This window comes from Melioribacter sulfuriphilus (assembly GCF_051488685.1).
In the GTDB taxonomy this organism is placed as follows: domain Bacteria; phylum Bacteroidota; class Ignavibacteria; order Ignavibacteriales; family Melioribacteraceae; genus Melioribacter.
Window position 1 is genome coordinate 146,579 of sequence record NZ_JBPSEH010000006.1, and the last position, 24,751, is coordinate 171,329.

Here is a 24,751-nt window from a genome sequence, read left to right on the forward strand (position 1 = left end):
AAGTGAACGGCAAAGTAATAATATCGTTTATTCTTGCATTTATAGTAGTCACCGTTTTAATGATTTACGGTGCTACAAATTATCGGAATATATTTGCTTTCGACTTTACACCTGTATCAGAACTTAAAGCAGCACAGGCGAAAGCTGCAAAGAACACCGCCACAGAGAAAAAAGAAAAATTCAATCCGATGAATAATAAAGAGGAAAAAAAGAGTTATGACTTCTCCGATAATGGAGCATACGATACAATGACGGTTAGCCTAGAAAATTCATCCTCGTTAATCGACAGTATAAACGTATTGCTTGCTGAAATTCGCAAATTGAAAACTGAGAAAGAAAAACTACTTGAAAATCAGAAGACTATTAAAGACGAGAAAAATTTTGAGGTTCCGAAAGATCAACAAAAGTATAAAGAATGGATAAAAAATACGGTAAAACTGTATGAAGCGATGGATACAAAAAAAGCTGCTAAAATAATCGAGAATTATTCCGATAATATAGCGAGAGATATAATATTTTCTATGAAGAAGAAAAAAGCAGCAGAAATTATAGCAGAACTAAAACCTGAAATCGCAAACAGAATAATCAGTTTACAATGATGAACTTCAATCCGTTATTTATAGATAATAATTTGAGCAATGCTGGAATTAGCTCGCTATTTCTTAGTGGCAAAGCATTGCCTGCCGATGGAAACAAAAATTATCTGTTTGCGGATATCATTAAAGTTTACGAAGAGGAATTAAACGTAGAAAACTCTAAGCTGAACAATGATCTACTGGTAAACCTCGAAGGTCTGAAAGATTTTATTGTTACAAAGACGGATACGAAAGTTATTGAAGGATTCCAGAATAGTCTTAACAATCTCGAAGAGATCTCTTTAGTGTCCAATTCAAATTCATTTAACATTGACGATGCCAAGATTTCTTCGAAAGTATTTGTGCTAACCCCGGATAATTTGCTTGCTTTCCTCGGAAGTATAAACAACATTATTTCCGAAACTAGAAATGAACAACCCCCAAACCCCTCAGGGAGTATTTTATTTTATCTGAACGATTTCCAGAATAACCACAAGGGAGACGTTAATTCTAATTGCCAACTCCTGGATATCAAAAAATTATTCTCCGTTATGTCGAATAAAGATTCCATCAAATTCAATTTTACAACAAACGGAGAGAAGTTAACGGTTACAATTAGTCAGTTAAACGTGGATGAGAGCGCTCCGGAGGTAAATGAAAAAGATGAAAGCCATTCGAGCGAATTTACAACTGAGCATGATAAGTTAGCCCACTCCCAGAATTTATTATTAAATATCCCTGGATTCAACCAGCTTGAAAAAGCTAACTCTGAATATTATAAAATTGAAATCATCCATATTCATAAGGGTGAACAAAAAATATTCGATATAAAGACCGGTGAGATAAGGCAACCGGAAATTGAGGATTCTAAAATTACTCCCGATAAAAGTGATCAAATAGATGAAAAAGGGGCAAAACTCTATCGATCGGAAAGTAATAAAGAATTTAGTTCGGATAAAATAATCGGCGAGATAAAACCTGCTGTAAATGATGATCAGGTTCCAAAGCTGCAGGAAATGGAGAACAAAGGAATTGACCTTACGAAAATCAATTTTGAGGACTTAAATACAAAACTGACAAAAGAAGAATTTAGCAAGTTACAGGAAGCACTCACTTCGAAAGAAAGAAAAGTCGATTCTTCAGGAAAGGTAAATTCAAAAATTATTACAGTCGACGATAATAAGAACATTACTGAATTTAATCCTCCAGTTATTAAAAAAGAGATACTGACTAACAAAAAATTATTAAGAGATGATAAAGAAGAATTACATTTAAAAGAAAGTCTGCATCAAAAAGATAAAGGTAATATAAAAGATAATGTAGGAGATAATTTAAAGGGTAATATAAAAGAAAATATTGATGATATATCGGTGAGGAAGGGCAATAAATTAAGTGATAGTGTACTTGTTGACGTTAATAAAAAAGTAAGCGATGCGATTTCGTTCGAAAAAATAACTCAAACAGAAAAATCAGAAGCAGCACCACAAGTAAAAATAAATTCTGAAGTTAAAACGGAAAAAGTTGTTGAAACGAATCCGACTTCGTCAACTAACGGTGAAACGAACTACGTAGGCAAACCCGAAATGCATTTAAGTAAAGACGATAAGGAAAACGATCAGCCAAAGGAACAATATGTTGAAGCAAAAGAAACTATAGTAAGAGAACAAAAAGAGACCGACAAAAAACATTTACTGAACGACCAATTCAATAAAGAATTTAGTAAACAACAAGACAGCGTATTTAATAAGCCGGAAACTCAAGCTGGGAAAGTTATCTCAAACGATAGCCATGCAAAAGTCGAGTACGGTGGTTACAAAACTGAAAACATGAAAGAAATCTTAAAAACTATAAAGGCATCAGAAATAATATCTGAAATTGTAAAAAACGTTGACGGTTCGAAACAGCATCTCAGCTTCAAACTTGAACCTGAAACTTTAGGAAAATTGACAGTATCCATCGACTATGTCAATAATAAATTACATGCAAACATTGAAGTCGAAAACGAACAGATTAAGCAATTCGTCCAGTCCAATCTCGAGCAGCTTAAGAGCAATTTACAGAATAACGGCATACAGGTAAGTAGTCTGAATGTGGGACTTAATAACAGCGAACAAAAAAGTACAAAACATGTAAATCCCAAAAGAAAGTTCTATGGAAAAATTGCGGAAATTAAAACGGAAAATCCTTCTGAAGTTAAGAAAATGATGGGTTACAACACATACGACTTTTTAGTATAGGAGAATCAAAATGGTATCGGATGTAAGTTCAAGTAGTACGGTTAGTACGAGTTCAAATGTATCTGCTAACAAAAGTGTTTTGGGTAAGGACGATTTTTTGAAATTAATGATTGCGCAGTTAAAAAATCAGGATCCGCTTAATCCAATGGATGGTACTGAGTATGCTTCGCAGCTGGCACAATTTAGTTCGCTCGAACAAATTACTAATCTCAACGAGTATCTCAAGCAGAGTGTCGATGCAAATTATATGTTGACTCAGTCGATTAACAATACAATGCTTGCAAATCTAATCGGGAAGGAAGTGAAGATTAGTGGAAACGACATAAAAGTAAATGGGCAGGATTCAATTACATTAGGCTACGATCTACCAGACGGCGTTAAGTCAGTAAAAATTAATATATACAACGAGTATGGAACATTAGTTAAATCAATTGAAGCTTCGAACAAGAAGGGTAGTAATATTTTTGAATGGGATTTTACGGATAGCAATGGAAATCGTGTCCCTGACGGTGAATATACATTTGAAGTAAAAGCATATAATTATAGCAACGAAGAAGTCGAAGTTACTCAATACAAATCCGGACCAATTGACGGGGTTAAATACACTGAAGAAGGCACATTATTAATAATAAACGGAGTAGAATATTCTGCAGGAGACATTCTCGAAATAATCAACAAAAAAGGAGGTGATAGTTAATGGCCGAAATTAATGGCATTTCGGTTCCTTTTGTTCCGATTGTCGGGAACAACAATTCGGTCAGGAATTCCCGTGATCCTGTTAAAGCCTCGTTCGATTCGATTTTTCAACAGGAACTCGAAAAGGTTAAATTTTCCAATCACGCACTAAAACGCCTCGAATCGAGAAACATTCAACTGGGCGAGGAAGATTTAACTAAGATTCAGAATGCTGTTGAAAAAGCAGAATCGAAAGGTGCGCGTGATTCGTTAATTCTGATGGACCTTTCTGCAACAGAACGCAAGGCAGCTTTTATTGTTAATATTCCGAACCGAACAGTTGTTACTGCAATCGAGGTCGAAAACGCTGAAGAAAATGTATTTACAAATATCGATAGTGTAGTTTTTGCTTAAACGTAATAATTTGGAGCGGGACCTTCCGAGGACGCTCCGGACCTGGTGGACTGACTGAAGCCGGGTCAATTAAAATTAAATTAATAATTTAAGTCCAAGGAGGTTAAAATGGCACTTCTCAATTCTCTCTTTGCAGGCGTTTCCGGTCTGCGCAATCACCAATCGATGATGGATGTTATCGGTAACAATATCTCGAACGTAAACACAATTGGCTTTAAAGGCTCGCGCGTTACGTTCAGCGACACTTTTAATCAGTTCGTAAAATCGGGTACCAATCCAACTACTACTTCCGGCGGTACTAACTCTTTCCAGATTGGTCTTGGAATGAAGATTAACTCAATTGATCGTAATTGGAACCAGGGCACATTTGAAAGAACTGGAATTACTACTGATTTAGCTTTGCAGGGTCAGGGTCTCTTTATATTAAAAAGTAACGGTCAACAATTCTATTCAAGAGCCGGTGCATTTATTTTTGACGCAGATGGTAAATTAGTAAATCCTCAAAACGGAGCTGTTGTACAGGGTAAAATTGCAAATGGGCTGGGTGAAATTCCTGCTGGCACTACCTTGCAGGATATTGTGATAGACAAAAATCTGAGACTGCCTGCAGTTAAAACAACAACTGTTTCATGGGGTGGAAACCTGCAAAGTAGTTCAACTACTATCAGGACAGACATTGTGGAACTCGTTGGTAACTTGAAAAAAGAAGTCCCAACTTCTACTCAATATTACCCGGGTCCAACAAATACAGATTGGGATGTAAGTACAATTTATAATAAGGATGGTAATGAATATCAGCTCTGGAGCAGGTACGAAGAAGATACCACTGGTGCATGGACGTATTATTATGAAATAAGGGATGAGGATGGAAATCCGCTCGCCACCCCAATTACAGGAAGCCAGGCATTAACATTTGATACCTTAACGGGTGTATGTACTACAAATCAAGTCGTTATTCAAGATACAACTGAAAAAATCGATTATAAACTGAATTTTTCTTCATTAAGTAATTTAATTGCTGATAGCAATGTTGTAACTAGAATAGATAAAGCAGAAGTTCCGGAACCAGTTCTTGGTGCTGTAACAATATTTGATTCATTGGGAAATCCACACACACTTTCTGTAAAATTCGAACATGTCGACAATAATCGCTGGAAGTGGAATGTATCGATACCTTCGACAAGTGGTTCTCTGAGTCCGAATTCGTATGGAGAAATATACTTTGACCCGAATGGACAGATTCAGAGCGTATGGCAGGCTGGAAATCAAGTTACATCGACTCCACCTATTCCTAAAGTGACATTCACTCCAGCAAGTGGTGCCGAAGCTCAAATTATTGATATCGATTTCGGTTCGGGCACTGCAGGAGTAACACAAACCAACCTTACATCTCAAATAGCTGCACTATCACAAAACGGTTCTGCCTCGGCTGCATTATCAAATTTAAATATTGACCAGTACGGTAATATCATCGGAATTTTTTCAAATGGGAATTCCAGAATATTAGCACAAATCATGGTCGCAACTTTTAAGAATTTAAATGCACTGGTAAGTGTTGGTGATAATATGTACAATGTTGCTGCCAACAGTGGTGATCCGCGTATCGACACTCCTGGAGAAAATTCAGTAACTACGATACAATCCGGTGCGCTCGAACAATCGAATGTCGACCTATCAGAAGAGTTCACCAAAATGATTATTTCCCAGAGAGGTTTCCAGGCTAACGCACGTGTTATTACAACCGCCGATAACCTTCTCCAGGAAATTACAAATCTGATCAGATAATTCTTGAAAATTGAAGGGATTGCTCTTTTCAGGGCAGTCCCTTCTTCCTGGTTAAAATTCAATTTTGCTGACTGCAGCAGTATGAACAGGTGACTAATATTAGCCAAACATTAAGCTTGCTTCTATAATTATTTAATGAATTTTAAGGCTTAAATGGATGGCATATTTATTGAAAAATATTAGTCACTATGGCACAAGAAAATGAAAATATCTTAGAACAGTCTGAAAATTCCGGAACCAAAAAAGGTTCCAGTTCAAAAATCCTGATTATTGGATTGCCTCTTTTCATCGTTCAACTCGTTGCGGTTTATTTTATTACCGCCAATATATTGCTGCCCAAAATTCAATCCCACTATGCAGCCACGCAGGATGATGAAGCTCAAATTGGTGATTCTTCGGCTTCCGAAAAAGAAGACGTTGAATTCGGAAAATTTATCTACGTTGTAGAAGACCTTATTATTAATCCTGCTGGAACAGATGGTAAACGTCTTTTGCTTGCTTCGATCGGGTTTGATATTGCAACAGAACAAAATAAAAAGGAACTCGAAGAAAAAGAAGTACTGGTGAAAGACGCAATCATTTCCGTGATGGGCAGTAAAGATATGACTCAGTTGAGCGATGCGCTTTATCGGGATTCGCTTAAAATTCAGATTTCTGATCAAATTAAACAGTTAATGCCCGATATAAAAATTAACAATATTTATTTCAGTAAATATATTCTTCAATAACAATGGCAGAGATACTTTCGCAGCAAGAAATTGATCAACTGCTCGATAACATAAAGAGCGGCCAAAAACAGAAACCTGAAGAGCAGAGCGATAAAGAGAAGGAGGCGGTGCTTTTTGACTTCCGCCTTCCAAATCGTATTTCAAAACACCAGCTCCGCATTATTCGGAGTATCTGCGATAACTTTGGCGAAAGTTTTACATCGTTTCTGGTAACTAAACTCCAAACCAATGTTAACATTAATGTAGCTTCAATCGATCAAATTTATTACTCGGAATACGTACTGTCGGTGTCAAATCCGGCTTGTCTTTATACGTTCAATATCAAGAACACAGATATCAAAGGAATACTGGAACTAAACAACGATCTGGCATTCTTGTTTGTCGATAAGTTGCTGGGTGGCAATGGATTGACAACAAAACAGGTAAAAGTTATTACGCTGATTGAGCAAAAAGTGTTGCAGGTTATCGTCGACCGTATAATGTATGACTTAAAAAAATCGTGGCAAATTATTGACGACCTCGAATTTGAAGTTGAAAAATTTGAGCCTGATATTGACTTCGCACAGATAACCTCGCAAAGCGAATCTGTACTCCTGATTTCTTTCGAACTTATCATTGGTGATCAATCCTACATGATGAACATTTGCTTTGCCACTTTTGCATTTGATGCTATCCTGGCTAAGATGACTACTCAAAAGTTATCCTCAATTAGAGCCACAAAATATTTTGGCGTTACTTCCAGAGAAGTTCTCACCAAACATCTGGCTCAAACAGTCGTTCCGATCACTGTGGAATTTGGTACAACCAAGCTAACTGTAAAAGAAATTATGGAACTTGAAGTAGGAGATATAATCAAATTGAAAAATAAAGTTCACGAAGAACACAAAGTTAAAACCGGCAATAGATTGTTATTCCTTGGCAGAGCCGGTGTATTGAACAATCATAAAGCAATAAAAATAACCGAAAAAGTATTCGAAAAAAAACTCTAAAGAGGGAAATATGAGTGAAAATATCAACAATCCCGATGCAATGGAAAACATGGAAGATAACTTTACTGCTTCCTTAGCTCAGTTCGACGAATTCGACGATTCTACGCGTACATTAGGTGGAGCCGAAGAAAAATTGAATCTTTTGAAAGACCTCCAGATGAATGTTTATATCGAATTGGGCAGAACTCAAATGCAAATAAAAGATATACTCGAACTCGAAAGGGGATACGTCATCGAACTGGAAAAACTTGCCAGTGAACCTGTAGACGTATTTGTTAATAATAAAAAAATTGCCGAAGGTGAAGTAGTGGTTATCGATAAGCATTTTGGCATCAGAATCACTTCCTTGGTTGATCCAGCACAAAGAATTAAGGATATCTATTAATGTCCATATTCGATATAACACAGGCTTTTTTACCGCTTTTACTGGTAATAATTATTTTAGGGATTACTCTCTACTTTGTAAAACGTTACACATTTACGATGAAAGGCGGAAAGCGAGTACCATTGAAGATAGAAGTACTGAGCAACCAGCTTATTATGCCGAAAAAATATCTTTCAATTGTACGCGTGGAAAATAAAATTATATTGTTAGGTGTAAGCGAAGCTGGAATTACTTTAATTAAAGAATTCGACAGTATCGACTTGCCAGAGAATAACGAAGTTCAGGATAATAACCAGAAAAAGTCTTTCTATGAATTGCTCAAGCAGAATTTAGGAATGCGATGAAAAAGTGGATAATTATTGGCATTATATTGTTAAGTGGATTTACATCCCTTCAGGCACAATCTCAGTCGCCAGTTATTCCATTTCCGAAAATTGACCTCGGAATTGGAACTGCCACTTCAGGAGAAGATGTTTCGGTAACTCTCCAGATATTATTGTTGATGACAATACTTGCCTTAGCACCGTCAATTGTAATAATGACAACGGCATATCTGCGCATTATTATTGTATTCCATTTTCTAAAAAGTGCACTCGGCACACAGCAGATGCCACCGTCTCAACTTCTTGCAGGTATTGCGCTCTTTATAACATTTTTTATTATGGCACCCACCTGGTCTCGAGTTAACGAAGATGCACTCTCTCCTCTGATGGATAATAAAATAACCGTAGAAGAAGCTTACAATAAAGGTATTGAGCCAATCAGGGAATTTATGTTTAAAAATACAAGAGAAGAAGACCTCGAGTTGTTTGTCGGACTTTCGAATTTGCCACGACCTGAAACAAGAAAAGATGTACCCACTTATGTATTGATTCCAGCTTTTGTTTTGAGCGAGCTTAGAGTTGGCTTTATTATCGGATTTTTCCTCTTTATTCCTTTCCTGATGGTCGACATGATTATTTCGAGTATTTTGATGTCGATGGGTATGATGATGATGCCGCCAATGATGATTTCTCTCCCATTTAAAATATTGTTATTTATACTCGTCGACGGGTGGAATTTAATAGTTGGTTCTCTTGTAAGGAGTTTTCATTAATGTCCGAAGAATTAATTATAGAAATATTAAAAGACGCATTCTATACGTCCTTTATAATTTTGCTGCCCATTCTCGGGGCTTCATTAATAATCGGTATCTTAATATCAATATTTCAGGCTGCAACGTCGTTGCAGGAAATGACTCTTACATTTGTGCCGAAATTAATTGTAACTGTGCTTGTTATAATTTTTTTGCTGCCATGGATTGCCGAAAAAATGATGTCGCTTACTTATAAAATGTTCACAATGTTCCTTAATGTGATATGATTGCCAATATTTTGGTCTCGGATTTTATATTGTTCATTTTTGTTTTTATGAGAATCGGTGGATTAATATTTACAGCACCGGTACTCTCGTTTAGAGGCTTTCCGATACTGGCAAGAATATTTCTATCAATTGTAATTGCATATATTGTTTTTTTTACTTTGAATAAGTCAAATATAAATATCAATCTCGATTTTACAAATCAATCGGGATTAATCACTCTGATTCTTTATTCGGTACGCGAACTTTTGATTGGAATGATACTCGGCTTTGTAATGAATTTTATTTTCTGGGCAGTTTCGTATGCTGGGCATTATATCGGATTCGATATGGGACTCATGCTGGCGGATGCACTAAATCCCGTCCAGGAAATACAAACAAACATCGTAGGTGAATTTCTATACTATGCAGCGCTTATGATTTTTCTTATGATTAACGGCCATCATTATTTAATTAGTGGACTGGTGGCATCGTTCAAGGTCGTGCCGATTGGTAAATACGTAATTAATGAACCCGTTTACACTTTGTTAATTAAATATTCGTTTCTCGTTTTTACTATAGCAATTAAAATCGCATCGCCTGTAATAGTATCGTTTTTTCTGGTTCACCTCGCAGAAAGTATTATTGCAAGGGTAATTCCCAACATGCAAATAATATACATAACGCAGCCTTTGAAATCGTTATTGGGACTTTTTATAATATTTTCTTTAATACCATTTTACGTATACGTATTAAAAAATTTACTTGAAGGCTATGAATATCGACTACTCGATTTAATAAAAGCAATGGGACAATAAAGAATGCCGAACTTAGAAGGACAGGAAAAGACTGAGCAACCAACTGGTAAGAAACTCGAAGATGCGCGTCAGAAAGGACAGGTTGCAAAAAGTACCGAAATTAATTCACTTGCAATTTTTGGCAGTGGCCTGATAATTGTCTTTTTATTTAAAAACTACATCGGCGGACAATTCTATGAATTTTCGACAGATATATTTTCAAAACTCAATCATGTAGAAATGAACATTACTGTGCTACAGACATACGCATTAAAATGGGGAATCTTTTATTTAATGTTATTAATGCCGGTACTCTTAGCTGTTTTTGTTGCTTCGATTGTCAGCAATGTGTCGCAAGTAGGTTTTAAAATTACGCCCAAGGCAATTTCCTTATCGCTCGATAAATTTAATCCTTTAAATGGCATTAAAAGAATTTTATTCTCCACGCGCTCCTTCGTCGAATTGGGTAAGTCCCTTCTCAAACTGTTGATTATCAGTATTTTTACTTACTTCATCATTTCTGAACTAATTAGTAAGAGTATTCAGTTAATTGATTTGAGTATTGAAGACACTGTCGAATTTATGCTCGATTCTTCTTTTTCGTTAATATGGAAAATAGTTCTCTTTTTTGTAGTTATTGCTGCAGTGGATTATGTTTTTCAGCGTTATAAATTTAGAAAAGATATGATGATGACTAAAGAAGAAGTAAAAGAAGAATTGAAACAGACGGAAGGCGACCCGATAGTTAAAGGAAGGATAAAGAAAGAAATGATTTCGGCAGTGCGTCGTAGAATGATGCACGAAGTACCCAAAGCAGATGTGGTTATAACCAACCCCACACACGTGGCAGTAGCTCTCAAATACGAAATGGGCAAAGACAATGCTCCTAAAGTTGTTGCCAAGGGCTTGGATTTAGTGGCTCAACAAATTAAAAAGATTGCACAAGAAAATAAAGTGCCGCTATACGAAGATGTCGAACTGGCACGTGCTCTCTACAAAGCTTGTGAAATCGGGGATGAAATTCCAACTAACCTGTTCAAAGCAGTTGCTCAAATTCTGGCTTACATCTATCAAATGAAAAAACTCAAAAAACAGAAGAGCATAATCTGATATGAAACTCTTTGGCAAAAATAGCGATATCGTCCTTGCATTTGGTTTGATATTAATGCTCGGTTTGATGCTTATTCCATTGCCAGCAGGATTCCTCGATTTTTTGCTCTCTTTGAATATAACACTAGCAGTACTTGTTCTGATTGTATCGTTGTATATCCAATCGCCACTTGATATTTCTGTGTTCCCCGGACTTCTACTCGTTCTTACACTGTTTCGTTTAGCGCTCAATATTTCTTCGACCCGTTTAATATTGATTGACGGTTATGCCGGTCAGGTAATCGAATCTTTTGGCTCATTTGTAGTTGGGGGAAATTATGTGGTTGGTTTTATAGTCTTTATAATCCTTGTCATCATTCAATTCATTGTAATCGTAAAAGGTTCGGGAAGAATTTCGGAAGTGGCTGCGCGCTTTACACTCGATGCCATGCCGGGCAAGCAAATGGCTATCGATGCAGATCTAAATACAGGTTTGATAAACGAAGCTGAAGCAAGAAGAAGAAGAGCACAGATCGAAAGGGAAGCTGAATTTTACGGAGCTATGGATGGCGCCAGCAAGTTTGTTAAAGGCGACGCTATTGCGGGACTAATAATTAATGCTATTAACATTGTGGGCGGATTTATAATAGGTGTGGCTCAGAAGGGGATGTCGTTCCTGGATGCAGTCCATACTTATACAATATTAACGATTGGTGATGGACTTGTGTCGCAGATTCCTGCGTTACTTATTTCCACAGCAGCCGGTTTGGTTGTTACGCGTAGTGCATCTGGCACAGCTCTCGATTACCAGATGAAAACTCAATTGTTTTCAAATCCGAGAGTGCTGGCCACAGTTTCGGGTGCAGTTTTCTTATTTGCATTTATTCCCGGCATGCCTACAATCCCTTTCCTAATTCTAAGCGGTGTGCTCGGAACTACTTCGTATATGAACAGAAAAGGAGCCGCTTCGGATACCGTTATTGAAGAAGCCGAAGGCGAACAAATAAAAGAAGAATCGAAACCTGCCGAAGAAAAAGTCGAACAATATTTGCAGGTTGACCCGATCGAAGTCGAAATTGGTTATGGATTAATCAGTCTTGTTGACGAAAAACAGGGTGGTAATTTATTTCAGAAGATATCATCGACGCGAAAAGTAATTGCCCTCGAATACGGGGTTTTAATTCCGCCTGTAAGAGTTAGAGACAATTTACAGCTTTCTCCAAATGAATACGTAATAAAGATTAAAGGAAATGTTGTCGCAACTTATGAGTTGTACCCCGATCGATATCTGGCAATGAATCCGGGAGTTACAGAAGAAGAGTTATCCGGTATTCCTACGAACGATCCAGCTTTCGGACTTCCGAGCTACTGGATAACTCACGAGGAGAAAGAGAAAGCTGAAATGCTGGGTTATACGGTTGTGGATGCTATTTCTGTCCTCGCAACACATTTGCAGGAATCTCTCAAACGAAATTTTGACAAAATACTTTCACGTCAGGAAGTAAAACAATTGTTAGAGAATCTCAAAAAAGAATATCCCGCTGTTGTCGAAGATATTAATCCGGATATCCTCAATCTCGGTATGATTCAAAAAGTGCTTCAGAATCTTTTGAAAGAAGGAATTCCAATTAAAGATTTTGTGAGAATTCTCGAAGCATTGATCGATTATTCAAAGATAACGAAGAATATCGATGTGCTTACAGAATATGTTAGGCATTCAATTGGAGACACTATTGCAAGCCTCTATAAAGATTCAAACGGAGTGATTCACGCAGTTGCATTGGGTGAAAATTTGGAGATGATGATAACCAAATCGCTCCAGGCTCAAAAAGACAATATAATTACACTTGGACTTTCAACCGAAGTGCTGCGTGAATTGAATATCAGAATTCAACAAGAGATAGAAAAATTCAACAATATGGGATATCCTCCAATCATAATAACCTCGGCGGCAATTAGACCATATTTTTATCGACTGGTCAATTCGAGTTTTCCCGACCTCGTTTTGCTCTCTTATAGTGAATTGCCGTCAAATATCGAAATTGAATTTATAGGAAAAGTAGAGGTGGGTAATGCAAATTAAAAAATTTATTGCGCCAACATTACGAGAAGCCAAAGAACAAATGAAAAACGAACTCGGCGGCGAAGCAATAATTCTGGGAACAAGAGTTATCGAAAACGACAGAAGATTTAACCTTAGGAAAATGTTCGAAATAACTGCTGGAGTGGATGAAGAAATTAAAAAAACTCCCACGTTAGATAACGATTACGAATCTGAAAAAGTTGATATCGATGTTGAATTGTCCAAACTAACAAAAAAAATATTTGAGGCTAAAGAAAATAAAAAAGTTATTGCCGAAGAGGTCCATACAAAAACAAAAAAATTGACCACATCGCAGCTTGACGAATATTTTGAAAAATTACTCGATCTGGAGATTAACCGTCAGCTTGCAAAAGAACTAATAGAACAATTAAAGAATTACGACGGTCTGCTCGGAGAATCGAATCTGGAGAGCTATCTGATTGCAGGGATGGCTTCAATGATACCGACCAAAGAATTCAAAATCAAAAAAAATCGGAATACAAAAGTTGCACTTGTAGGTCCTACTGGCGTCGGTAAAACTACTTGTATAGCCAAACTGGCAGTCATTTCAAAAATTATTCACAAACTTAAAGTCGGACTAATTTCGATTGATACATACCGTCTGGGTGCAATCGATCAACTCAGGATATTTTCGGAAATAAGCGATATCGAAATGAGCGTGGCATATGAACCTTCGGATATGCCCCGGCTAATTAAGAAATTCAAAGATAAAGATCTGATATTTATCGATACAGTTGGTAGAAGCCAAAAAAGTAGAGAAAATTTGAATAAGATTAATGAATATCTTGAAGCCGCCGAAGTGGACGAAACTGTATTGGTCGTAAGTGCAACGAGTTCTATGAAAACGCTTTTTGATGTAGCCGAGAAGTTCAAAGTGCTCAATTACAGTTCGGTTATTTTTTCAAAAGCTGACGAAGCAGTAACCTATGGCAATATATTAAACCTGACGAATAAATTTAATTTGCCGGTTATGTTTCTTACGAATGGTCAGGTAATTCCCGACGATATTTTATCCGTCAATCCGGAATACCTTGCCAATGTAATTTATAAAGGAAAGCTCTACTGATGAACGATCAGATAAAACGTTTGCTGGAATTGCGTCGACTGCAAAATAAGAGGGTAGCGAACTCTACTCTTATTGTTTCCGTATGTTCTGGAAAAGGAGGAACTGGCAAATCGTTTGTCTCGTTAAATCTGGCATATAAACTATCGCGACTGAACAAAAAAGTACTTGTGGTCGATTTCGATTTCAACTTATCGAATTTGCATTTACTTTTAAATGAAACTGTAAAAGAACCGCTTTCCAATTTCTTCCATCAAAAAGTTACTTTTGACGAGCTGATCTTTAGATATAACGAAAATTTGCATCTGATTTTTGGAGATTCCGGTAGCAATAATTTCCCGAAAATTACAAATGATTTGATCGAATATTTCTTTATTCATCTCGATAAGTCGGCTCGAAATTACGATTTTATTATTATCGATTCGTCTGCTGGAGCCGATTTGAATACAATGTATCAAATCAGTCGGTCAGATTTGAACTTGATTGTAGCTTCGCCAGAACCGACGGCAATTATGGATGCTTACGTGTTGATTAAGATGATTACTGAGTTAGTTACTGAAAAGCAGTATATGAATATGCCGCAAAACATAGTGGTTATCAATAAAGCCGAAGACAAAGAAGAAGGCGAACAGGCATTTCAAAATTTATCTACTGCTGTGCGCCATTTTCTCAACAAAGAAATAATGCTTCTCGGTGTGATTGGACACGACAGAACTGCATATAAATCAATTATTAACCAGGAATTACTGGTCGAACACTATCCGAATTCTATGGCTGCCCTCCAGATAGAAGACCTGGCACATCGTTTCCTGAATATTGCACAGATGGCTAATAGTAGCCAGCTTTTCAGTCAAAAACCCTCAATATAGCCTAAAAATAAAGCTTTTCGAATGGTATAGTCTTTGCCTCTTTCTTAATCAAAATAATTGGAGAGGTGATGAACAAAATAATAATGCAGTTCGGATTACTCGTTTTCTTCTTTTCCGTTATTTATTTTGTTCAAAAGGGGCTCGATGTAACGCGAGTAATACTGAATTCCCTTTCGATATTTCTCCTTTTGACGATAATGTTAAGTTTCGTCACAATCAGTTTAATCAAAGCCATCAATCGCAATTCGCTCGAAAAAATAAAAGAAGAACCATCAGGAAAAGACAGTAATGAATAAAAACGAACAATTATGGGAATCCTTCAAGGCGCATCCTTCGCCTGAATTGAAGAAAAAGATAATACTCAACTACATCAATCTTGTCCATTATGTAATCCACAAAACAAATCTCAATCAAAGCGAATTATTCGACAGGAGAGATTTTTTTCAATTTGGCATCGAAGGTTTAAGCGAGGCAATCGATCGTTTTGACCCGGATTACGGGACAAAGTTCGAAACGTATGCAATCCAAAGAATACGAGGCAAAATTTACGATGAAATTCGTAAGTACAGTCATAAATACGAAATGATTGGCGAACCTGAACCGGTTGCCACAATTAGCAGCGGAACGGTATCGCTCAACAGCAATTATATCGAAGAAGAGGGAATGCAGGTCTACGAGATGATGGCCGACGATAGCGAGGAGCCTCTTCAGATTCTTGAAAAAAATGAAATGAAAGAAAGACTCGTTAAGATTATCAAGGAATTGAGTGAGCGCGATAGAATGTTGATTACTCTTTATTATTATGAAGAACTAAACTATCAGGAGATTGCAAAAGTTTTGAATATAACCGTATCGCGCGTATCTCAGTTGCATTCTAAGATAATGAAAATACTCAAACAAAAACTGACAGAAAAAAATGGTTGAACAGGGAACAACAGATATCAAAGAAAAGATACGCAAGCAGCTATCAGGGATTGGCAATATACCTGCTGTGCCACAGGTAATAGCTGAAGTTTCTCAGATGCTCGACAATGAAATGACCAGTGCTTCGGATCTTTGCAAAGTAATTTCGAGGGACCAGGCGCTGGCAGCCAAAATTCTTGCCGTTGCGAATTCTCCGCTCTACGGTTTACCCCGCAGAGTTTCTACCATAGAATTTGCCGTTGTAATTATCGGTTTTGATCACATCAAAAATATTCTTCTGGCGCTTTCTCTTCTCGATACATTTAAAGTAAGAAATGCAAAAGATTGGAATCATCAGGATTACTGGCGACATTCGATTCTAACTGCCACCGGCGCTAAAAGAATTGCCGACGATTTACGCTATCCCAGGTCGGGCGAAGTTTTTACTGCCGGTCTATTGCACGATCTGGGACTGGTTATTCTTTATAAATACATGAATTACGATTACAAACAAATAATTGAATTGGTTGAAAATCAGGGATTGAGTTTTCTTGAAGCCGAAAATAAAATTCTCGGTTATACTCATAGTCATATAGCGGAATTTCTATTGGACAAGTGGAATTTCCCCCGAAATATAGTTGATGCCGTGGTTAATCATCACACACCATCTGAATCGGAATATAATCCCGTTTTGACTTCGCTCGTCCATTTAACTGACTATATGACTCAAAAATTTAATATCGGGGCTTTTATGTGCGACAACAATATGCCTCTGGACGACAATATTCTCGATATACTTCAATTCGGAAATATGGAATATCTCGAACAATTTATTGAAAGTTATAAACCTTTATTTAATCAACATTTTGAATCACTAAACAGATAAGAGCAATGAACACAATAGTATTTGACCAGGCACAAAAAAGGGAACGTACACAACTCGTATTGAAGCGCGTAACGACGCTCTCGCCGGTACCTAAAATACTTTCCGAAGTTCTGGAATTGTTGAAAGATCTCAATACAAGTCCACAAAAACTGGCTAAAGCTATTTCGAAGGACCAGAGCATAGTGGTTAAAATTCTTACTATAGCCAATTCGCCCTTTTATGGACTAGCCAAAAGGGTATCGTCCATCGAGTATGCCATTATGATTTTGGGCTTCAATGAAATCAGAAATATTGTTATGGCGCTTTCGTTGATGGAAACTATGAAAAATAAAAACGATGAATATATGAACCAGAAAAACTTCTGGCTTCATTCATATATAACTGCAACAACTGCAAAAAAGATTGCCGACGATATGAATATTCGTGAAAGCAACGATGTGTTTATTGGCGCATTGCTTCACGACCTGGGCATATCGGTTATCCATCGATATATGCATTCAGACTTTGTAAAAATCAAAGAAAGCGTGGAAAAGGGTTCGAAATATTCAGAGGCCGAAAATCAACAACTTGGTATGGACCATCAGATGGTCGGCTATACTCTTTTACGCAACTGGAATATTCCAGAGCATATTTGCGAAATGGTAAAATATCACCACAATCCTCAACAATCGACAAATACAAAAATTCTATCCTCAATTATTCATCTGAGCGATTATATGACTCAGAAACTCGATATCGGAAAATTTGATTGGGATAATGACCTCGAATTAAATGCCGAAGCAGCTACCATTCTGCAGTTTAAAGATATGCAGGAAATTGAAGAATTTATTGAGAGTTACAGAGAACCAATTTCATCACAAATAGAATCATTGAGGAATTTGCTTTGAGAGTAATTAAAGATAATACCGCGCGATTCGAATCGTTCTCGAAATCGCTTCAATACTATACGAAAGGAAACTCGTCAGGGGATTTCCAGCTGATTAATATCGAAACTCATCGTTCGAGAAACAATTTGTTCGAAAAGTACAACTACATCATTCAATCGCTTTTTACTTTTCAGAAAAAATTTGCGGGTCTGAAAAATATCGATGAGATCCATTCTTTGTTCAGCCATCATGTTAAGATGATCATCTCTTCCAAAGAAGTCGATTTATTTATGTTTGACGATTCGCGCACAATCTTAAACTCTGTAAGTACAAACTCGTCGGTGCTCCAGAATAAATTGGTCAATAAAGCCTTTAAAAACGGAATACTGGATTGGATATTCGAAACACAAAAGCCGACACTTATTCCGGATTTAAGTTCAATTACAGGTGAAGGCTCGAAATTATATCAAACAATCTTTCCGGTTTATTTTCAGAAAAATCCGATTGGAGTGGTGTCGCTCTTAGGACCGGCTTATAAGATATCTGAGGACTCGCTCGAAAATCAGGCCATCTATATTTTGTTGAGTTCAGTTGTACCACAAATTATCTCAATACAGCAGAAAAATAAAATAAACAAACTCTACGACGATTTACACACTTACGAGTCTAAATTAAATAATGATTTCAGACTTTATGCCGTCGGAGAATTTGCCGAAGGCATTATTCACGATATGCTCAACTCGCTGCAGGTTATTTTGAGTAATGTTGATTATATCGAAAGTTTGAATACAGGCGTTGAAACCGAAATTTTCGAAAAAATAAGAGAACGAGTAGAACGACTCAGCGGCCTGTCTCAAAAGCTTTTCAAATTCAATGAAATAAATAAAAACTTTGAAAAACAAAATTTGCCGTGCGACCTCAATTCTCTGGTAAAAGATTTCTATGGCGTGGTTGTAGCAACTCTCAAAAGTCTAGAACTTGAATGTGAACTCGACCTGGAAGATAATATTCCACCAGTACTTGCAAACGCTAAAGAGATTAAGCAAATCCTAACGAATATCTTTTCAATGATTAAAAAGAAATCGAAACGCGGCAGCGGTATCGTAATTCAAACTAAATATATTAACGAAGTTATTGTCCTCTCTGTTTTTGTTACAGATTACTGGGAAGATTTCGGAAAATCGACAGACTATATATCCAATCTGACTATAAAGATTGTCGGTGAATTAATGAAAAAATGTGACGGCAAAATCGAATACGACTCGATGCCGCTAAAAGGTACTTCTATTCATTTGTTATTCCCATTAAAAAGGAAGTTAACAAGATGAAAGTTCTGGTTGCAATATTGATCCTCTTAGCTGGCTTCTCTACTCAGGCACAGGAAGATACGCTCTCTTTGCAAACGGCTTATGAAGACGACGTTCAAGACTCGATCGATATAAGAGAACTCGTCGCTCAACAAATTCTTATGGCAAAAATTAAAAACGAAAATAATGCAGTTAAAGAGCCTGATATTATTGAAACAGCTCCTGAATATGAAAACGAGATGCCCGTAGTGATTAATAAGAAAAAATCGTTTTATCAATTGTATCTGGAATTGCCGTTTAATATAAAACTATTGATTTCCTTCTCGGCGTTTTTATTCGTCCTAATCTTCATTCGAAGAGCCGTGCTTAGAGCACAGAAAATGTCGAAGAAGAAACTGAAAAATAACATCGGAATGATGAGACAAGAAAAATTGCAGCTGGTAACCGACCACAGAAAAAGTAAATTCAGAAAAGAATTATTGAACAATCCTGTAATAAATAAATTGAATGATAAAAATATTAGCAAGAAGGCTAAGGAACTCAAAGTGGCGCAGGGTGAGTTGATGCTGGCAGCCAGGCTTAAATATTACGAGTTTCATAACTGAGGAGTTTATATGATTAAAGGAATTTATACTGTTGCAAGAGGGATGGTGCAGAGATCGCAGAATATCGACATCATTGCCAATAATATTGCCAATATTAACACAACCGCATATAAAAGAGAAATTCCGTTCTCCGAGTATATAAACGAAGCGGGCGAAGCTCAATTCAAAAAATTAACAAGCATGCAGCAGGGTGAAGCTGTACTTACTTCAAATCCTCTCGACGTTGCCATTTATGGAAAAGGTTTTTTTATGATTAAAAACAGAAACGGTGAGTACGAATTGACTCGAGACGGTCGATTTCGACTTTCGGACGACGGCTATCTTGTCGACGGACAGGGGAATAGAGTGCAGGGCAAGGGCGGCGAAATTTATATGGGTGAATTGATCAGGAATAAAGATGCGGAAGTTAAAATTTCCAATAACGGAGAAATTAGAGTTGGCAACCAATACATTGATACGATCCTCGTTGTAGACGTAGAATTTCCGGAAAGTTTAAACCGTATTGGTGCTTCGAACTTTTTGCTGGAAAATCAGCCATTTAAAGAATTGAATGAAAATGATTTCAAACTGGCACAGGGATATCTGGAAGAATCGAATACGAATCCGATTCTGGAAATGGAAGCGATGATTTCGTTGAACAAATCGTATGAGACGTCACAAAAAATAATAAATGTGCTTGATCAGTCACTTGATCATGCAAATCAAATTGGCAAAATATAAACGAGGTAGATTATGCCGACGAGAGCTTTGAGAACGGCTGCATCCGGAATGTACGCGCAACAGATTAATATCGAAGTTATATCGAACAATATAGCAAACATCAACACAACCGGTTTTAAGAAAAACCGAGCCGACTTCCAGGATCTGATGTATCAGGAGGTCAACATCAATCCATTGACAAGCTCAACGCCAGGTGTTTATGAAACTACGAACAATAAAATCCAGATAGGAAATGGTGTCAAGCCGGCTTCGACTCAAAAAATTTTCAAACAGGGAGACCTGATAGCGACAAACAATCAGATGGATCTGGCAATCTACGGCGACGGATTTTTCCAGGTACGCAAAAGTGACGGAACTTTCGCTTATACTCGTGATGGTTCCTTCAAACTAAATGCCGACGGTAGAATCGTAACTTCAAGCGGATACGAACTCGATCCAGGTTTTACTATTAATAATGACGTAGTAAATTTAATGATTGCCAAAGATGGTACTGTCGAAGCTGAATTGGTGGACGGTTCACGAGTTACACTTGGCAGCATCGAAATAGCCCGATTTATGAATAACGGTGGTTTGGTTGCACTCGGTGACAATTTGTATGGAGAAACCCCCGCTTCCGGGCAACCAATACTCGGCACACCAGGTGAAGACGGCTACGGCGAAATTCATCAGGGCTATCTCGAAACTTCCAACGTCGATATAGTTGAAGAAATGATTGCAATGATTGCTGCTCAGCGTGCTTACGAAATCAATTCAAAAACTGTTAAAACAGTTGAAGATATGATGACAATGGCAAACAATCTGAAGAGGGGATAATGTTAGCAATATTCTTAATCATATTGCTTCAACTATTTCCTGAGGATTCGTTCAAATCGAAACTGCAAAATTATTTGTCAGAAAAATTGTCGGAGTATTCCAGATTTTCTTACAAAGTTAACGGTCTTCCTATCAACAATAGTAGAATTGAAATTGACGATAGTCGACAGATGAGGATTAGTAACAGATATGCTTTCTTGCCAGTGCAGGTTTACGATGCATACAACAATATCAGCAACTCGTTTATAACCATTGAAATTGAACTTTATAAAACTGTGCTCACTGCAAATAGAAAAATTAAAAAAGGAGAAATACTGAACGCAGACATGTTCGATTCTTCAGAAGTCGAAATAACGTCGATTAAAGGGACTCCACTTTTCAAAATTGATGAAATTGCAGGAAAAAGAAGCAGAACCGATATTAATGAGGGTGTGGTAGTGACGGAAGAAATAATTGAACCTGTACCCGACATTTATCTTGATAGTAAAGTTACACTCCATGTTATAAAAGGAAATGTAGATGTTTCGGTCGAAGCAACAGCGCGTCAGGAAGGAAGAATTGGTGAGATAATTAGAGTAATTACAGCTGATAATAAAATATTCAAAGCAAGAATAATCGACAAGAAAAACGTAATACTGGAAGACTAATATGAAAAATATAATGATTTTATTAATAGTTACGACCGCAACTGTATTCGGTCAAAATATGCGACAGAATTCGCTCTATTCTCTTTTTGCTGATAACAAAGCTGTTGGAATCGGCGATGCAATTACAATTATTGTTATGGAATCTTCACAGGCATCAAATAACGCTGAGACAACTACAGGCAGGACGAGCAATATCGGAGGTAATTTTTCGGGTAATATGGACAGCACTCCTTTACCAAAAGCAGATGGAAGTCTGGGCACAACTAATACTTTCGAAGGTACCGGTTCTACAAAAACTACCGGTCTTGTAAGAACTAAAATAAGCGCGCTGGTCGATACAGTTTATGCAAATGGCAACATGTTAATTACTGGCAGCAGAAAAATTGTAATCAATGGAGAAGAGCAGGTTATAAAAATAAAAGGAATTGTAAGACCGAGTGACATAATGCCGGACAATTCCGTTTATTCATATAATATATCGGAAGCGGAAATTACATTCGAAGGTAGCGGTATGATCGACCGTTCTCAAAGTCCAGGCTGGCTAACCAGGTTATTCCATTGGTTATTTTAAGGTGTGAAAATGAAAATTAAGGCAACAGTATTACTATTTATTCTAATGACGACCTTGAATGCACAGCGCATCAAGGATATTGCATATTTAAATGGAAATGACGCCGAACAAATAATCGGGTATGGATTGGTTGTCGGTCTTGCTGGAACGGGTGACAGTTACAGGTCGTCCTTTACGATTCAATCAGTAACAAGCATGCTAAAACGGTTTGGAATTACAGTCCCGCAGGAGGATATCCGAACCAAAAATGTAGCTGCAGTAATGGTTACTGCTACGTTGAATGCAAATTTGAAACCTGGCGCTGAATTCGATGTAACCGTATCTTCAATTGGAGATGCTACAAGTCTTCAAGGCGGTACATTGCTAATGACCCCATTATCTGGAATAAACGGGCGGGTCTACGGTTTTGCTCAGGGACCAATTTCAGTGGGTGGTTACGATGTCAATACTTTTTCAGGCAATAGAATTTCAAAAAATCACTCACTCGCCGGTAGAGTGCCACGCGGAGGTAGATTAAAGGAAGCCGTCTCTTTTCCTGATTTATATGAATCAGAAGTTGCCGTCTATCTTAAAGAGCCTGATCTTACGACAGCAAACAATATAAGTAACGCTATAAATACAACATTTGGCGGCAATATTGCAAGAGCTGTCGATGCAGCTGAAGTAAGAGTGTCGGTACCGCAGGAGCGTCAAAATAATTTAATTGGTTTTCTGGCAGAACTTGAAAACATTAACGTGGAAGTGGATGAAGTTGCTCGCGTTGTGCTCAATGAGAGGACCGGTACAGTAGTGGCTGGCAGCAATGTTAAAATTCAACCGGTTTCGATCACACACGGCGGTTTGAATATACAAATCCGTTCTTACCCGATAATCTCTCAACCCAATGCATTCTCGAGAGGTGAGACAATCGTATTAAATAATCTGGTACCGTATGTTTCACAGGATTCAACTAAAACGGTAGCCATACAGGGTGCAACTAATGTTCAGGAAGTTGCAGCTGCATTAAATTCGCTCAAGGTATCGCCGCGCGATATAATTGCTATTTTCCAGGCTCTCAAAGAAGCTGGAGCATTAATTGCAGAATTGGTGATAATGTAATATGAATAATTTGAGTGTAAAAATAACCGAACCGGGCAAGCATCTCAATCAGATGCAAAATGTCAATGAACGCTACGACAGTAAGCAAAAATCAAAAATTGCTCAAGCGGCATTGCAATTCGAAGCGCTCTTTACATCGATGCTACTTCGCTCGATGAATAGTGCTACTGAAGAAATATTTGATAACAGCGAAAATGAATTCGGTGTTAAAAATAATTCCAACTTATTCGGATTGCCCGACGGCTTCGATGCAATTTTTGAACAACAGTTTGCTGACTTTATGACCAGGGGTAAAAGTATTGGCATCGCAGACGCCGTCTATAAAAAAGTCACCGGTGAAGAGTTGCCCAAAAATATTAAGACAAGCTCTTTCAAGCGGACAGTTGATGTGGATACAAGAAAATATGATACTGAATTCAAAAGTGTTAAACCTGCGTCGGATTCTTTGAATCGTCTCAGGAAATATGAGGATATTATCGACAAGGCATCGAATGAATTTGGAGTTGACAAAAATCTGATCAGGTCGGTTATACTGGCTGAGTCGGCCGCTAATCATAATGCCATATCTCCGGCAAAGGCAAAAGGACTCATGCAATTGATTGATTCGACTGCAACAGAGATGGGTGTAAAAAACAGTTTTGATCCAGAACAGAATATCTTTGGAGGCACTAAATATCTGGCTAAAATGCTTCGACAATACAATGGAAATCTGAAGCTTGCACTGGCGGCTTATAACGCCGGACCAAATAATGTTGAAAAATACAATGGTATTCCTCCTTTCAAGGAAACACAAAGATATATTGAAAAAGTAATTTCTTATTTAAATCATTTTAATGAGAATGAATCATGAACTTAGAAAAGTTAATTGAATCTCTAAGAAGGCAGGAAAAAAATTTTAGCGAGCTTCTTGATACAATCAAAACCAAAAAAGAAGCATTGCTAGAAAACGATATTCCAAAACTCGACAAAGCCGTCGATGCAGAACAAAAATTGCTCCATTTAATTCAAAAAGAAGAGCGAGAAAGAAAGCGACTTACATATGTATTCGCAACGGAAAATTCAATCGACTTAAAAAACGCATCGATTGAAGAGTTGTTGAATAAATTGCCAAATCTAAGCAGTCAATTAAAGAATCTTAGGGATTCAATTAAAGAAAAAGCTGCTGAAATTATAAAAATTAATTCTCAGCTTACGGTTTTAGTTGGAGTATCGCGTAATCTTATTCGTGATACTGTAACTACATTACTGAGCAAAAGCAAAAAATCGCTTGTTAATAAAAGAGTTTAG

29 protein-coding genes are annotated in these 24,751 nt (G+C 37.3%); all 29 read left to right on the forward strand.

The annotated features are described in order from the left end of the window. The first annotated feature begins 2 nt into the window (after positions 1–2). The 29 genes from ACSSV9_RS09585 (at position 3) to flgN (ending at position 24,751) form a co-directional block, all read left to right on the forward strand. Positions 3–599: a MotE family protein gene (locus ACSSV9_RS09585; RefSeq protein WP_437347032.1), complete on the forward strand. Its 597-nt coding sequence runs from the start codon at positions 3–5 to the stop codon at positions 597–599. Beyond that, entirely contained in the window at positions 596–2,812 is a 2,217-nt protein-coding gene (locus tag ACSSV9_RS09590; RefSeq protein WP_437347033.1) for a flagellar hook-length control protein FliK, read from the forward strand. Before ACSSV9_RS09585 ends, ACSSV9_RS09590 begins: the two co-directional genes overlap by 4 nt. 10 nt (positions 2,813–2,822) lie before the next feature. Further along, positions 2,823–3,509 (forward strand): flagellar hook assembly protein FlgD, encoded by a 687-nt coding sequence (locus tag ACSSV9_RS09595; protein WP_437347034.1) that lies wholly within the window; start codon positions 2,823–2,825, stop codon positions 3,507–3,509. Continuing rightward, on the forward strand, positions 3,509–3,901 hold the full coding sequence (locus ACSSV9_RS09600) for a TIGR02530 family flagellar biosynthesis protein (RefSeq protein WP_437347035.1): 393 nt from the start codon (positions 3,509–3,511) through the stop codon (positions 3,899–3,901). The genes ACSSV9_RS09595 and ACSSV9_RS09600 overlap by 1 nt, the downstream gene beginning before the upstream one ends. 108 nt (positions 3,902–4,009) lie before the next feature. Continuing rightward, entirely contained in the window at positions 4,010–5,686 is a 1,677-nt protein-coding gene (locus ACSSV9_RS09605) for a flagellar hook protein FlgE (protein ID WP_437347036.1), read from the forward strand. 188 nt (positions 5,687–5,874) lie between these two features. Next, positions 5,875–6,414: a flagellar basal body-associated FliL family protein gene (locus tag ACSSV9_RS09610; RefSeq protein ID WP_437347037.1), complete on the forward strand. Its 540-nt coding sequence runs from the start codon at positions 5,875–5,877 to the stop codon at positions 6,412–6,414. 2 nt (positions 6,415–6,416) lie between these two features. Next, positions 6,417–7,403: a flagellar motor switch protein FliM gene (gene fliM / locus ACSSV9_RS09615; protein WP_437347038.1), complete on the forward strand. Its 987-nt coding sequence runs from the start codon at positions 6,417–6,419 to the stop codon at positions 7,401–7,403. Positions 7,404–7,413: 10 nt separating this feature from the next. After that, positions 7,414–7,788, forward strand: a complete 375-nt coding sequence (fliN, locus tag ACSSV9_RS09620; RefSeq protein WP_437347039.1) for a flagellar motor switch protein FliN — start codon at positions 7,414–7,416, stop codon at positions 7,786–7,788. Next, on the forward strand, positions 7,788–8,132 hold the full coding sequence (locus ACSSV9_RS09625; RefSeq protein WP_437347040.1) for a flagellar biosynthetic protein FliO: 345 nt from the start codon (positions 7,788–7,790) through the stop codon (positions 8,130–8,132). The genes fliN and ACSSV9_RS09625 overlap by 1 nt, the downstream gene beginning before the upstream one ends. Then, complete coding sequence (fliP, locus tag ACSSV9_RS09630; protein ID WP_437347041.1) at positions 8,129–8,884, forward strand: flagellar type III secretion system pore protein FliP; 756 nt, start codon at positions 8,129–8,131, stop codon at positions 8,882–8,884. Before ACSSV9_RS09625 ends, fliP begins: the two co-directional genes overlap by 4 nt. Then, positions 8,884–9,150, forward strand: coding sequence for a flagellar biosynthetic protein FliQ (locus ACSSV9_RS09635; RefSeq protein ID WP_437347042.1), 267 nt, complete (start codon positions 8,884–8,886; stop codon positions 9,148–9,150). Before fliP ends, ACSSV9_RS09635 begins: the two co-directional genes overlap by 1 nt. Beyond that, on the forward strand, positions 9,147–9,944 hold the full coding sequence (gene fliR / locus ACSSV9_RS09640) for a flagellar biosynthetic protein FliR (RefSeq protein ID WP_437347043.1): 798 nt from the start codon (positions 9,147–9,149) through the stop codon (positions 9,942–9,944). The genes ACSSV9_RS09635 and fliR overlap by 4 nt, the downstream gene beginning before the upstream one ends. Positions 9,945–9,947: 3 nt before the next feature. Continuing rightward, positions 9,948–11,033 (forward strand): flagellar biosynthesis protein FlhB, encoded by a 1,086-nt coding sequence (flhB, locus tag ACSSV9_RS09645; protein WP_437347044.1) that lies wholly within the window; start codon positions 9,948–9,950, stop codon positions 11,031–11,033. Between the two features lies 1 nt (position 11,034). Next, positions 11,035–13,095 (forward strand): flagellar biosynthesis protein FlhA, encoded by a 2,061-nt coding sequence (gene flhA, locus ACSSV9_RS09650; protein ID WP_437347045.1) that lies wholly within the window; start codon positions 11,035–11,037, stop codon positions 13,093–13,095. Continuing rightward, positions 13,085–14,182, forward strand: coding sequence for a flagellar biosynthesis GTPase FlhF (gene flhF / locus ACSSV9_RS09655; protein ID WP_437347046.1), 1,098 nt, complete (start codon positions 13,085–13,087; stop codon positions 14,180–14,182). Before flhA ends, flhF begins: the two co-directional genes overlap by 11 nt. Next, positions 14,182–15,048 (forward strand): AAA family ATPase, encoded by an 867-nt coding sequence (locus tag ACSSV9_RS09660; protein WP_437347047.1) that lies wholly within the window; start codon positions 14,182–14,184, stop codon positions 15,046–15,048. Before flhF ends, ACSSV9_RS09660 begins: the two co-directional genes overlap by 1 nt. 68 nt (positions 15,049–15,116) lie before the next feature. Then, entirely contained in the window at positions 15,117–15,344 is a 228-nt protein-coding gene (locus ACSSV9_RS09665; protein ID WP_437347048.1) for a hypothetical protein, read from the forward strand. Further along, positions 15,337–15,972: a sigma-70 family RNA polymerase sigma factor gene (locus ACSSV9_RS09670; protein ID WP_437347049.1), complete on the forward strand. Its 636-nt coding sequence runs from the start codon at positions 15,337–15,339 to the stop codon at positions 15,970–15,972. Before ACSSV9_RS09665 ends, ACSSV9_RS09670 begins: the two co-directional genes overlap by 8 nt. Then, positions 15,965–16,837, forward strand: coding sequence for an HDOD domain-containing protein (locus tag ACSSV9_RS09675; RefSeq protein ID WP_437347050.1), 873 nt, complete (start codon positions 15,965–15,967; stop codon positions 16,835–16,837). Before ACSSV9_RS09670 ends, ACSSV9_RS09675 begins: the two co-directional genes overlap by 8 nt. 5 nt (positions 16,838–16,842) lie before the next feature. Beyond that, entirely contained in the window at positions 16,843–17,724 is an 882-nt protein-coding gene (locus tag ACSSV9_RS09680; protein WP_437347051.1) for an HDOD domain-containing protein, read from the forward strand. Continuing rightward, positions 17,721–19,031: a sensor histidine kinase gene (locus ACSSV9_RS09685; RefSeq protein ID WP_437347052.1), complete on the forward strand. Its 1,311-nt coding sequence runs from the start codon at positions 17,721–17,723 to the stop codon at positions 19,029–19,031. Before ACSSV9_RS09680 ends, ACSSV9_RS09685 begins: the two co-directional genes overlap by 4 nt. Continuing rightward, positions 19,028–19,615, forward strand: coding sequence for a hypothetical protein (locus ACSSV9_RS09690; RefSeq protein WP_437347053.1), 588 nt, complete (start codon positions 19,028–19,030; stop codon positions 19,613–19,615). Before ACSSV9_RS09685 ends, ACSSV9_RS09690 begins: the two co-directional genes overlap by 4 nt. Positions 19,616–19,624: 9 nt before the next feature. After that, the gene (locus tag ACSSV9_RS09695; protein ID WP_437347054.1) at positions 19,625–20,335 is read left to right on the forward strand and encodes a flagellar hook-basal body protein; all 711 of its coding nucleotides are present in this window, start codon (positions 19,625–19,627) and stop codon (positions 20,333–20,335) included. Positions 20,336–20,347: 12 nt separating this feature from the next. Continuing rightward, positions 20,348–21,148: a flagellar basal-body rod protein FlgG gene (gene flgG, locus ACSSV9_RS09700; RefSeq protein WP_437347055.1), complete on the forward strand. Its 801-nt coding sequence runs from the start codon at positions 20,348–20,350 to the stop codon at positions 21,146–21,148. Further along, positions 21,148–21,795: a flagellar basal body P-ring formation chaperone FlgA gene (gene flgA / locus ACSSV9_RS09705; protein WP_437347056.1), complete on the forward strand. Its 648-nt coding sequence runs from the start codon at positions 21,148–21,150 to the stop codon at positions 21,793–21,795. The genes flgG and flgA overlap by 1 nt, the downstream gene beginning before the upstream one ends. A gap of 1 nt (position 21,796) precedes the next feature. Next, positions 21,797–22,366 carry a flagellar basal body L-ring protein FlgH gene (locus ACSSV9_RS09710; protein WP_437347057.1) on the forward strand — a complete coding sequence of 190 codons (570 nt, stop codon included), beginning with the start codon at positions 21,797–21,799 and terminating at the stop codon, positions 22,364–22,366. Positions 22,367–22,375: 9 nt separating this feature from the next. Next, positions 22,376–23,464 carry a flagellar basal body P-ring protein FlgI gene (locus tag ACSSV9_RS09715; RefSeq protein WP_437347058.1) on the forward strand — a complete coding sequence of 363 codons (1,089 nt, stop codon included), beginning with the start codon at positions 22,376–22,378 and terminating at the stop codon, positions 23,462–23,464. 1 nt (position 23,465) lies between these two features. Continuing rightward, entirely contained in the window at positions 23,466–24,314 is an 849-nt protein-coding gene (locus ACSSV9_RS09720) for a transglycosylase SLT domain-containing protein (RefSeq protein WP_437347059.1), read from the forward strand. Then, positions 24,311–24,751, forward strand: a complete 441-nt coding sequence (gene flgN, locus ACSSV9_RS09725) for a flagellar export chaperone FlgN (RefSeq protein WP_437347060.1) — start codon at positions 24,311–24,313, stop codon at positions 24,749–24,751. The genes ACSSV9_RS09720 and flgN overlap by 4 nt, the downstream gene beginning before the upstream one ends.

Bases quoted from the DNA above. Each gene is read 5' to 3' on its own strand.
- ACSSV9_RS09665 (WP_437347048.1), top strand. From the start codon at position 15,117: ATGAACAAAATAATAATGCAGTTCGGATTACTCGTTTTCTTCTTTTCC.
- ACSSV9_RS09670 (WP_437347049.1), top strand. From the start codon at position 15,337: ATGAATAAAAACGAACAATTATGGGAATCCTTCAAGGCGCATCCTTCG.
- ACSSV9_RS09680 (WP_437347051.1), top strand. From the start codon at position 16,843: ATGAACACAATAGTATTTGACCAGGCACAAAAAAGGGAACGTACACAA.
- flhB (WP_437347044.1), top strand. From the start codon at position 9,948: ATGCCGAACTTAGAAGGACAGGAAAAGACTGAGCAACCAACTGGTAAG.
- flgG (WP_437347055.1), top strand. From the start codon at position 20,348: ATGCCGACGAGAGCTTTGAGAACGGCTGCATCCGGAATGTACGCGCAA.
- ACSSV9_RS09660 (WP_437347047.1), top strand. From the start codon at position 14,182: ATGAACGATCAGATAAAACGTTTGCTGGAATTGCGTCGACTGCAAAAT.
- ACSSV9_RS09675 (WP_437347050.1), top strand. From the start codon at position 15,965: ATGGTTGAACAGGGAACAACAGATATCAAAGAAAAGATACGCAAGCAG.
- ACSSV9_RS09610 (WP_437347037.1), top strand. From the start codon at position 5,875: ATGGCACAAGAAAATGAAAATATCTTAGAACAGTCTGAAAATTCCGGA.
- ACSSV9_RS09635 (WP_437347042.1), top strand. From the start codon at position 8,884: ATGTCCGAAGAATTAATTATAGAAATATTAAAAGACGCATTCTATACG.
- ACSSV9_RS09720 (WP_437347059.1), top strand. From the start codon at position 23,466: ATGAATAATTTGAGTGTAAAAATAACCGAACCGGGCAAGCATCTCAAT.
- fliN (WP_437347039.1), top strand. From the start codon at position 7,414: ATGAGTGAAAATATCAACAATCCCGATGCAATGGAAAACATGGAAGAT.
- ACSSV9_RS09695 (WP_437347054.1), top strand. From the start codon at position 19,625: ATGATTAAAGGAATTTATACTGTTGCAAGAGGGATGGTGCAGAGATCG.
- flgN (WP_437347060.1), top strand. From the start codon at position 24,311: ATGAACTTAGAAAAGTTAATTGAATCTCTAAGAAGGCAGGAAAAAAAT.
- flhF (WP_437347046.1), top strand. From the start codon at position 13,085: ATGCAAATTAAAAAATTTATTGCGCCAACATTACGAGAAGCCAAAGAA.
- flhA (WP_437347045.1), top strand. From the start codon at position 11,035: ATGAAACTCTTTGGCAAAAATAGCGATATCGTCCTTGCATTTGGTTTG.
- fliP (WP_437347041.1), top strand. From the start codon at position 8,129: ATGAAAAAGTGGATAATTATTGGCATTATATTGTTAAGTGGATTTACA.
- ACSSV9_RS09690 (WP_437347053.1), top strand. From the start codon at position 19,028: ATGAAAGTTCTGGTTGCAATATTGATCCTCTTAGCTGGCTTCTCTACT.
- ACSSV9_RS09605 (WP_437347036.1), top strand. From the start codon at position 4,010: ATGGCACTTCTCAATTCTCTCTTTGCAGGCGTTTCCGGTCTGCGCAAT.
- fliR (WP_437347043.1), top strand. From the start codon at position 9,147: ATGATTGCCAATATTTTGGTCTCGGATTTTATATTGTTCATTTTTGTT.
- ACSSV9_RS09600 (WP_437347035.1), top strand. From the start codon at position 3,509: ATGGCCGAAATTAATGGCATTTCGGTTCCTTTTGTTCCGATTGTCGGG.
- ACSSV9_RS09710 (WP_437347057.1), top strand. From the start codon at position 21,797: ATGAAAAATATAATGATTTTATTAATAGTTACGACCGCAACTGTATTC.
- ACSSV9_RS09715 (WP_437347058.1), top strand. From the start codon at position 22,376: ATGAAAATTAAGGCAACAGTATTACTATTTATTCTAATGACGACCTTG.
- ACSSV9_RS09590 (WP_437347033.1), top strand. From the start codon at position 596: ATGATGAACTTCAATCCGTTATTTATAGATAATAATTTGAGCAATGCT.
- fliM (WP_437347038.1), top strand. From the start codon at position 6,417: ATGGCAGAGATACTTTCGCAGCAAGAAATTGATCAACTGCTCGATAAC.
- ACSSV9_RS09625 (WP_437347040.1), top strand. From the start codon at position 7,788: ATGTCCATATTCGATATAACACAGGCTTTTTTACCGCTTTTACTGGTA.
- flgA (WP_437347056.1), top strand. From the start codon at position 21,148: ATGTTAGCAATATTCTTAATCATATTGCTTCAACTATTTCCTGAGGAT.
- ACSSV9_RS09595 (WP_437347034.1), top strand. From the start codon at position 2,823: ATGGTATCGGATGTAAGTTCAAGTAGTACGGTTAGTACGAGTTCAAAT.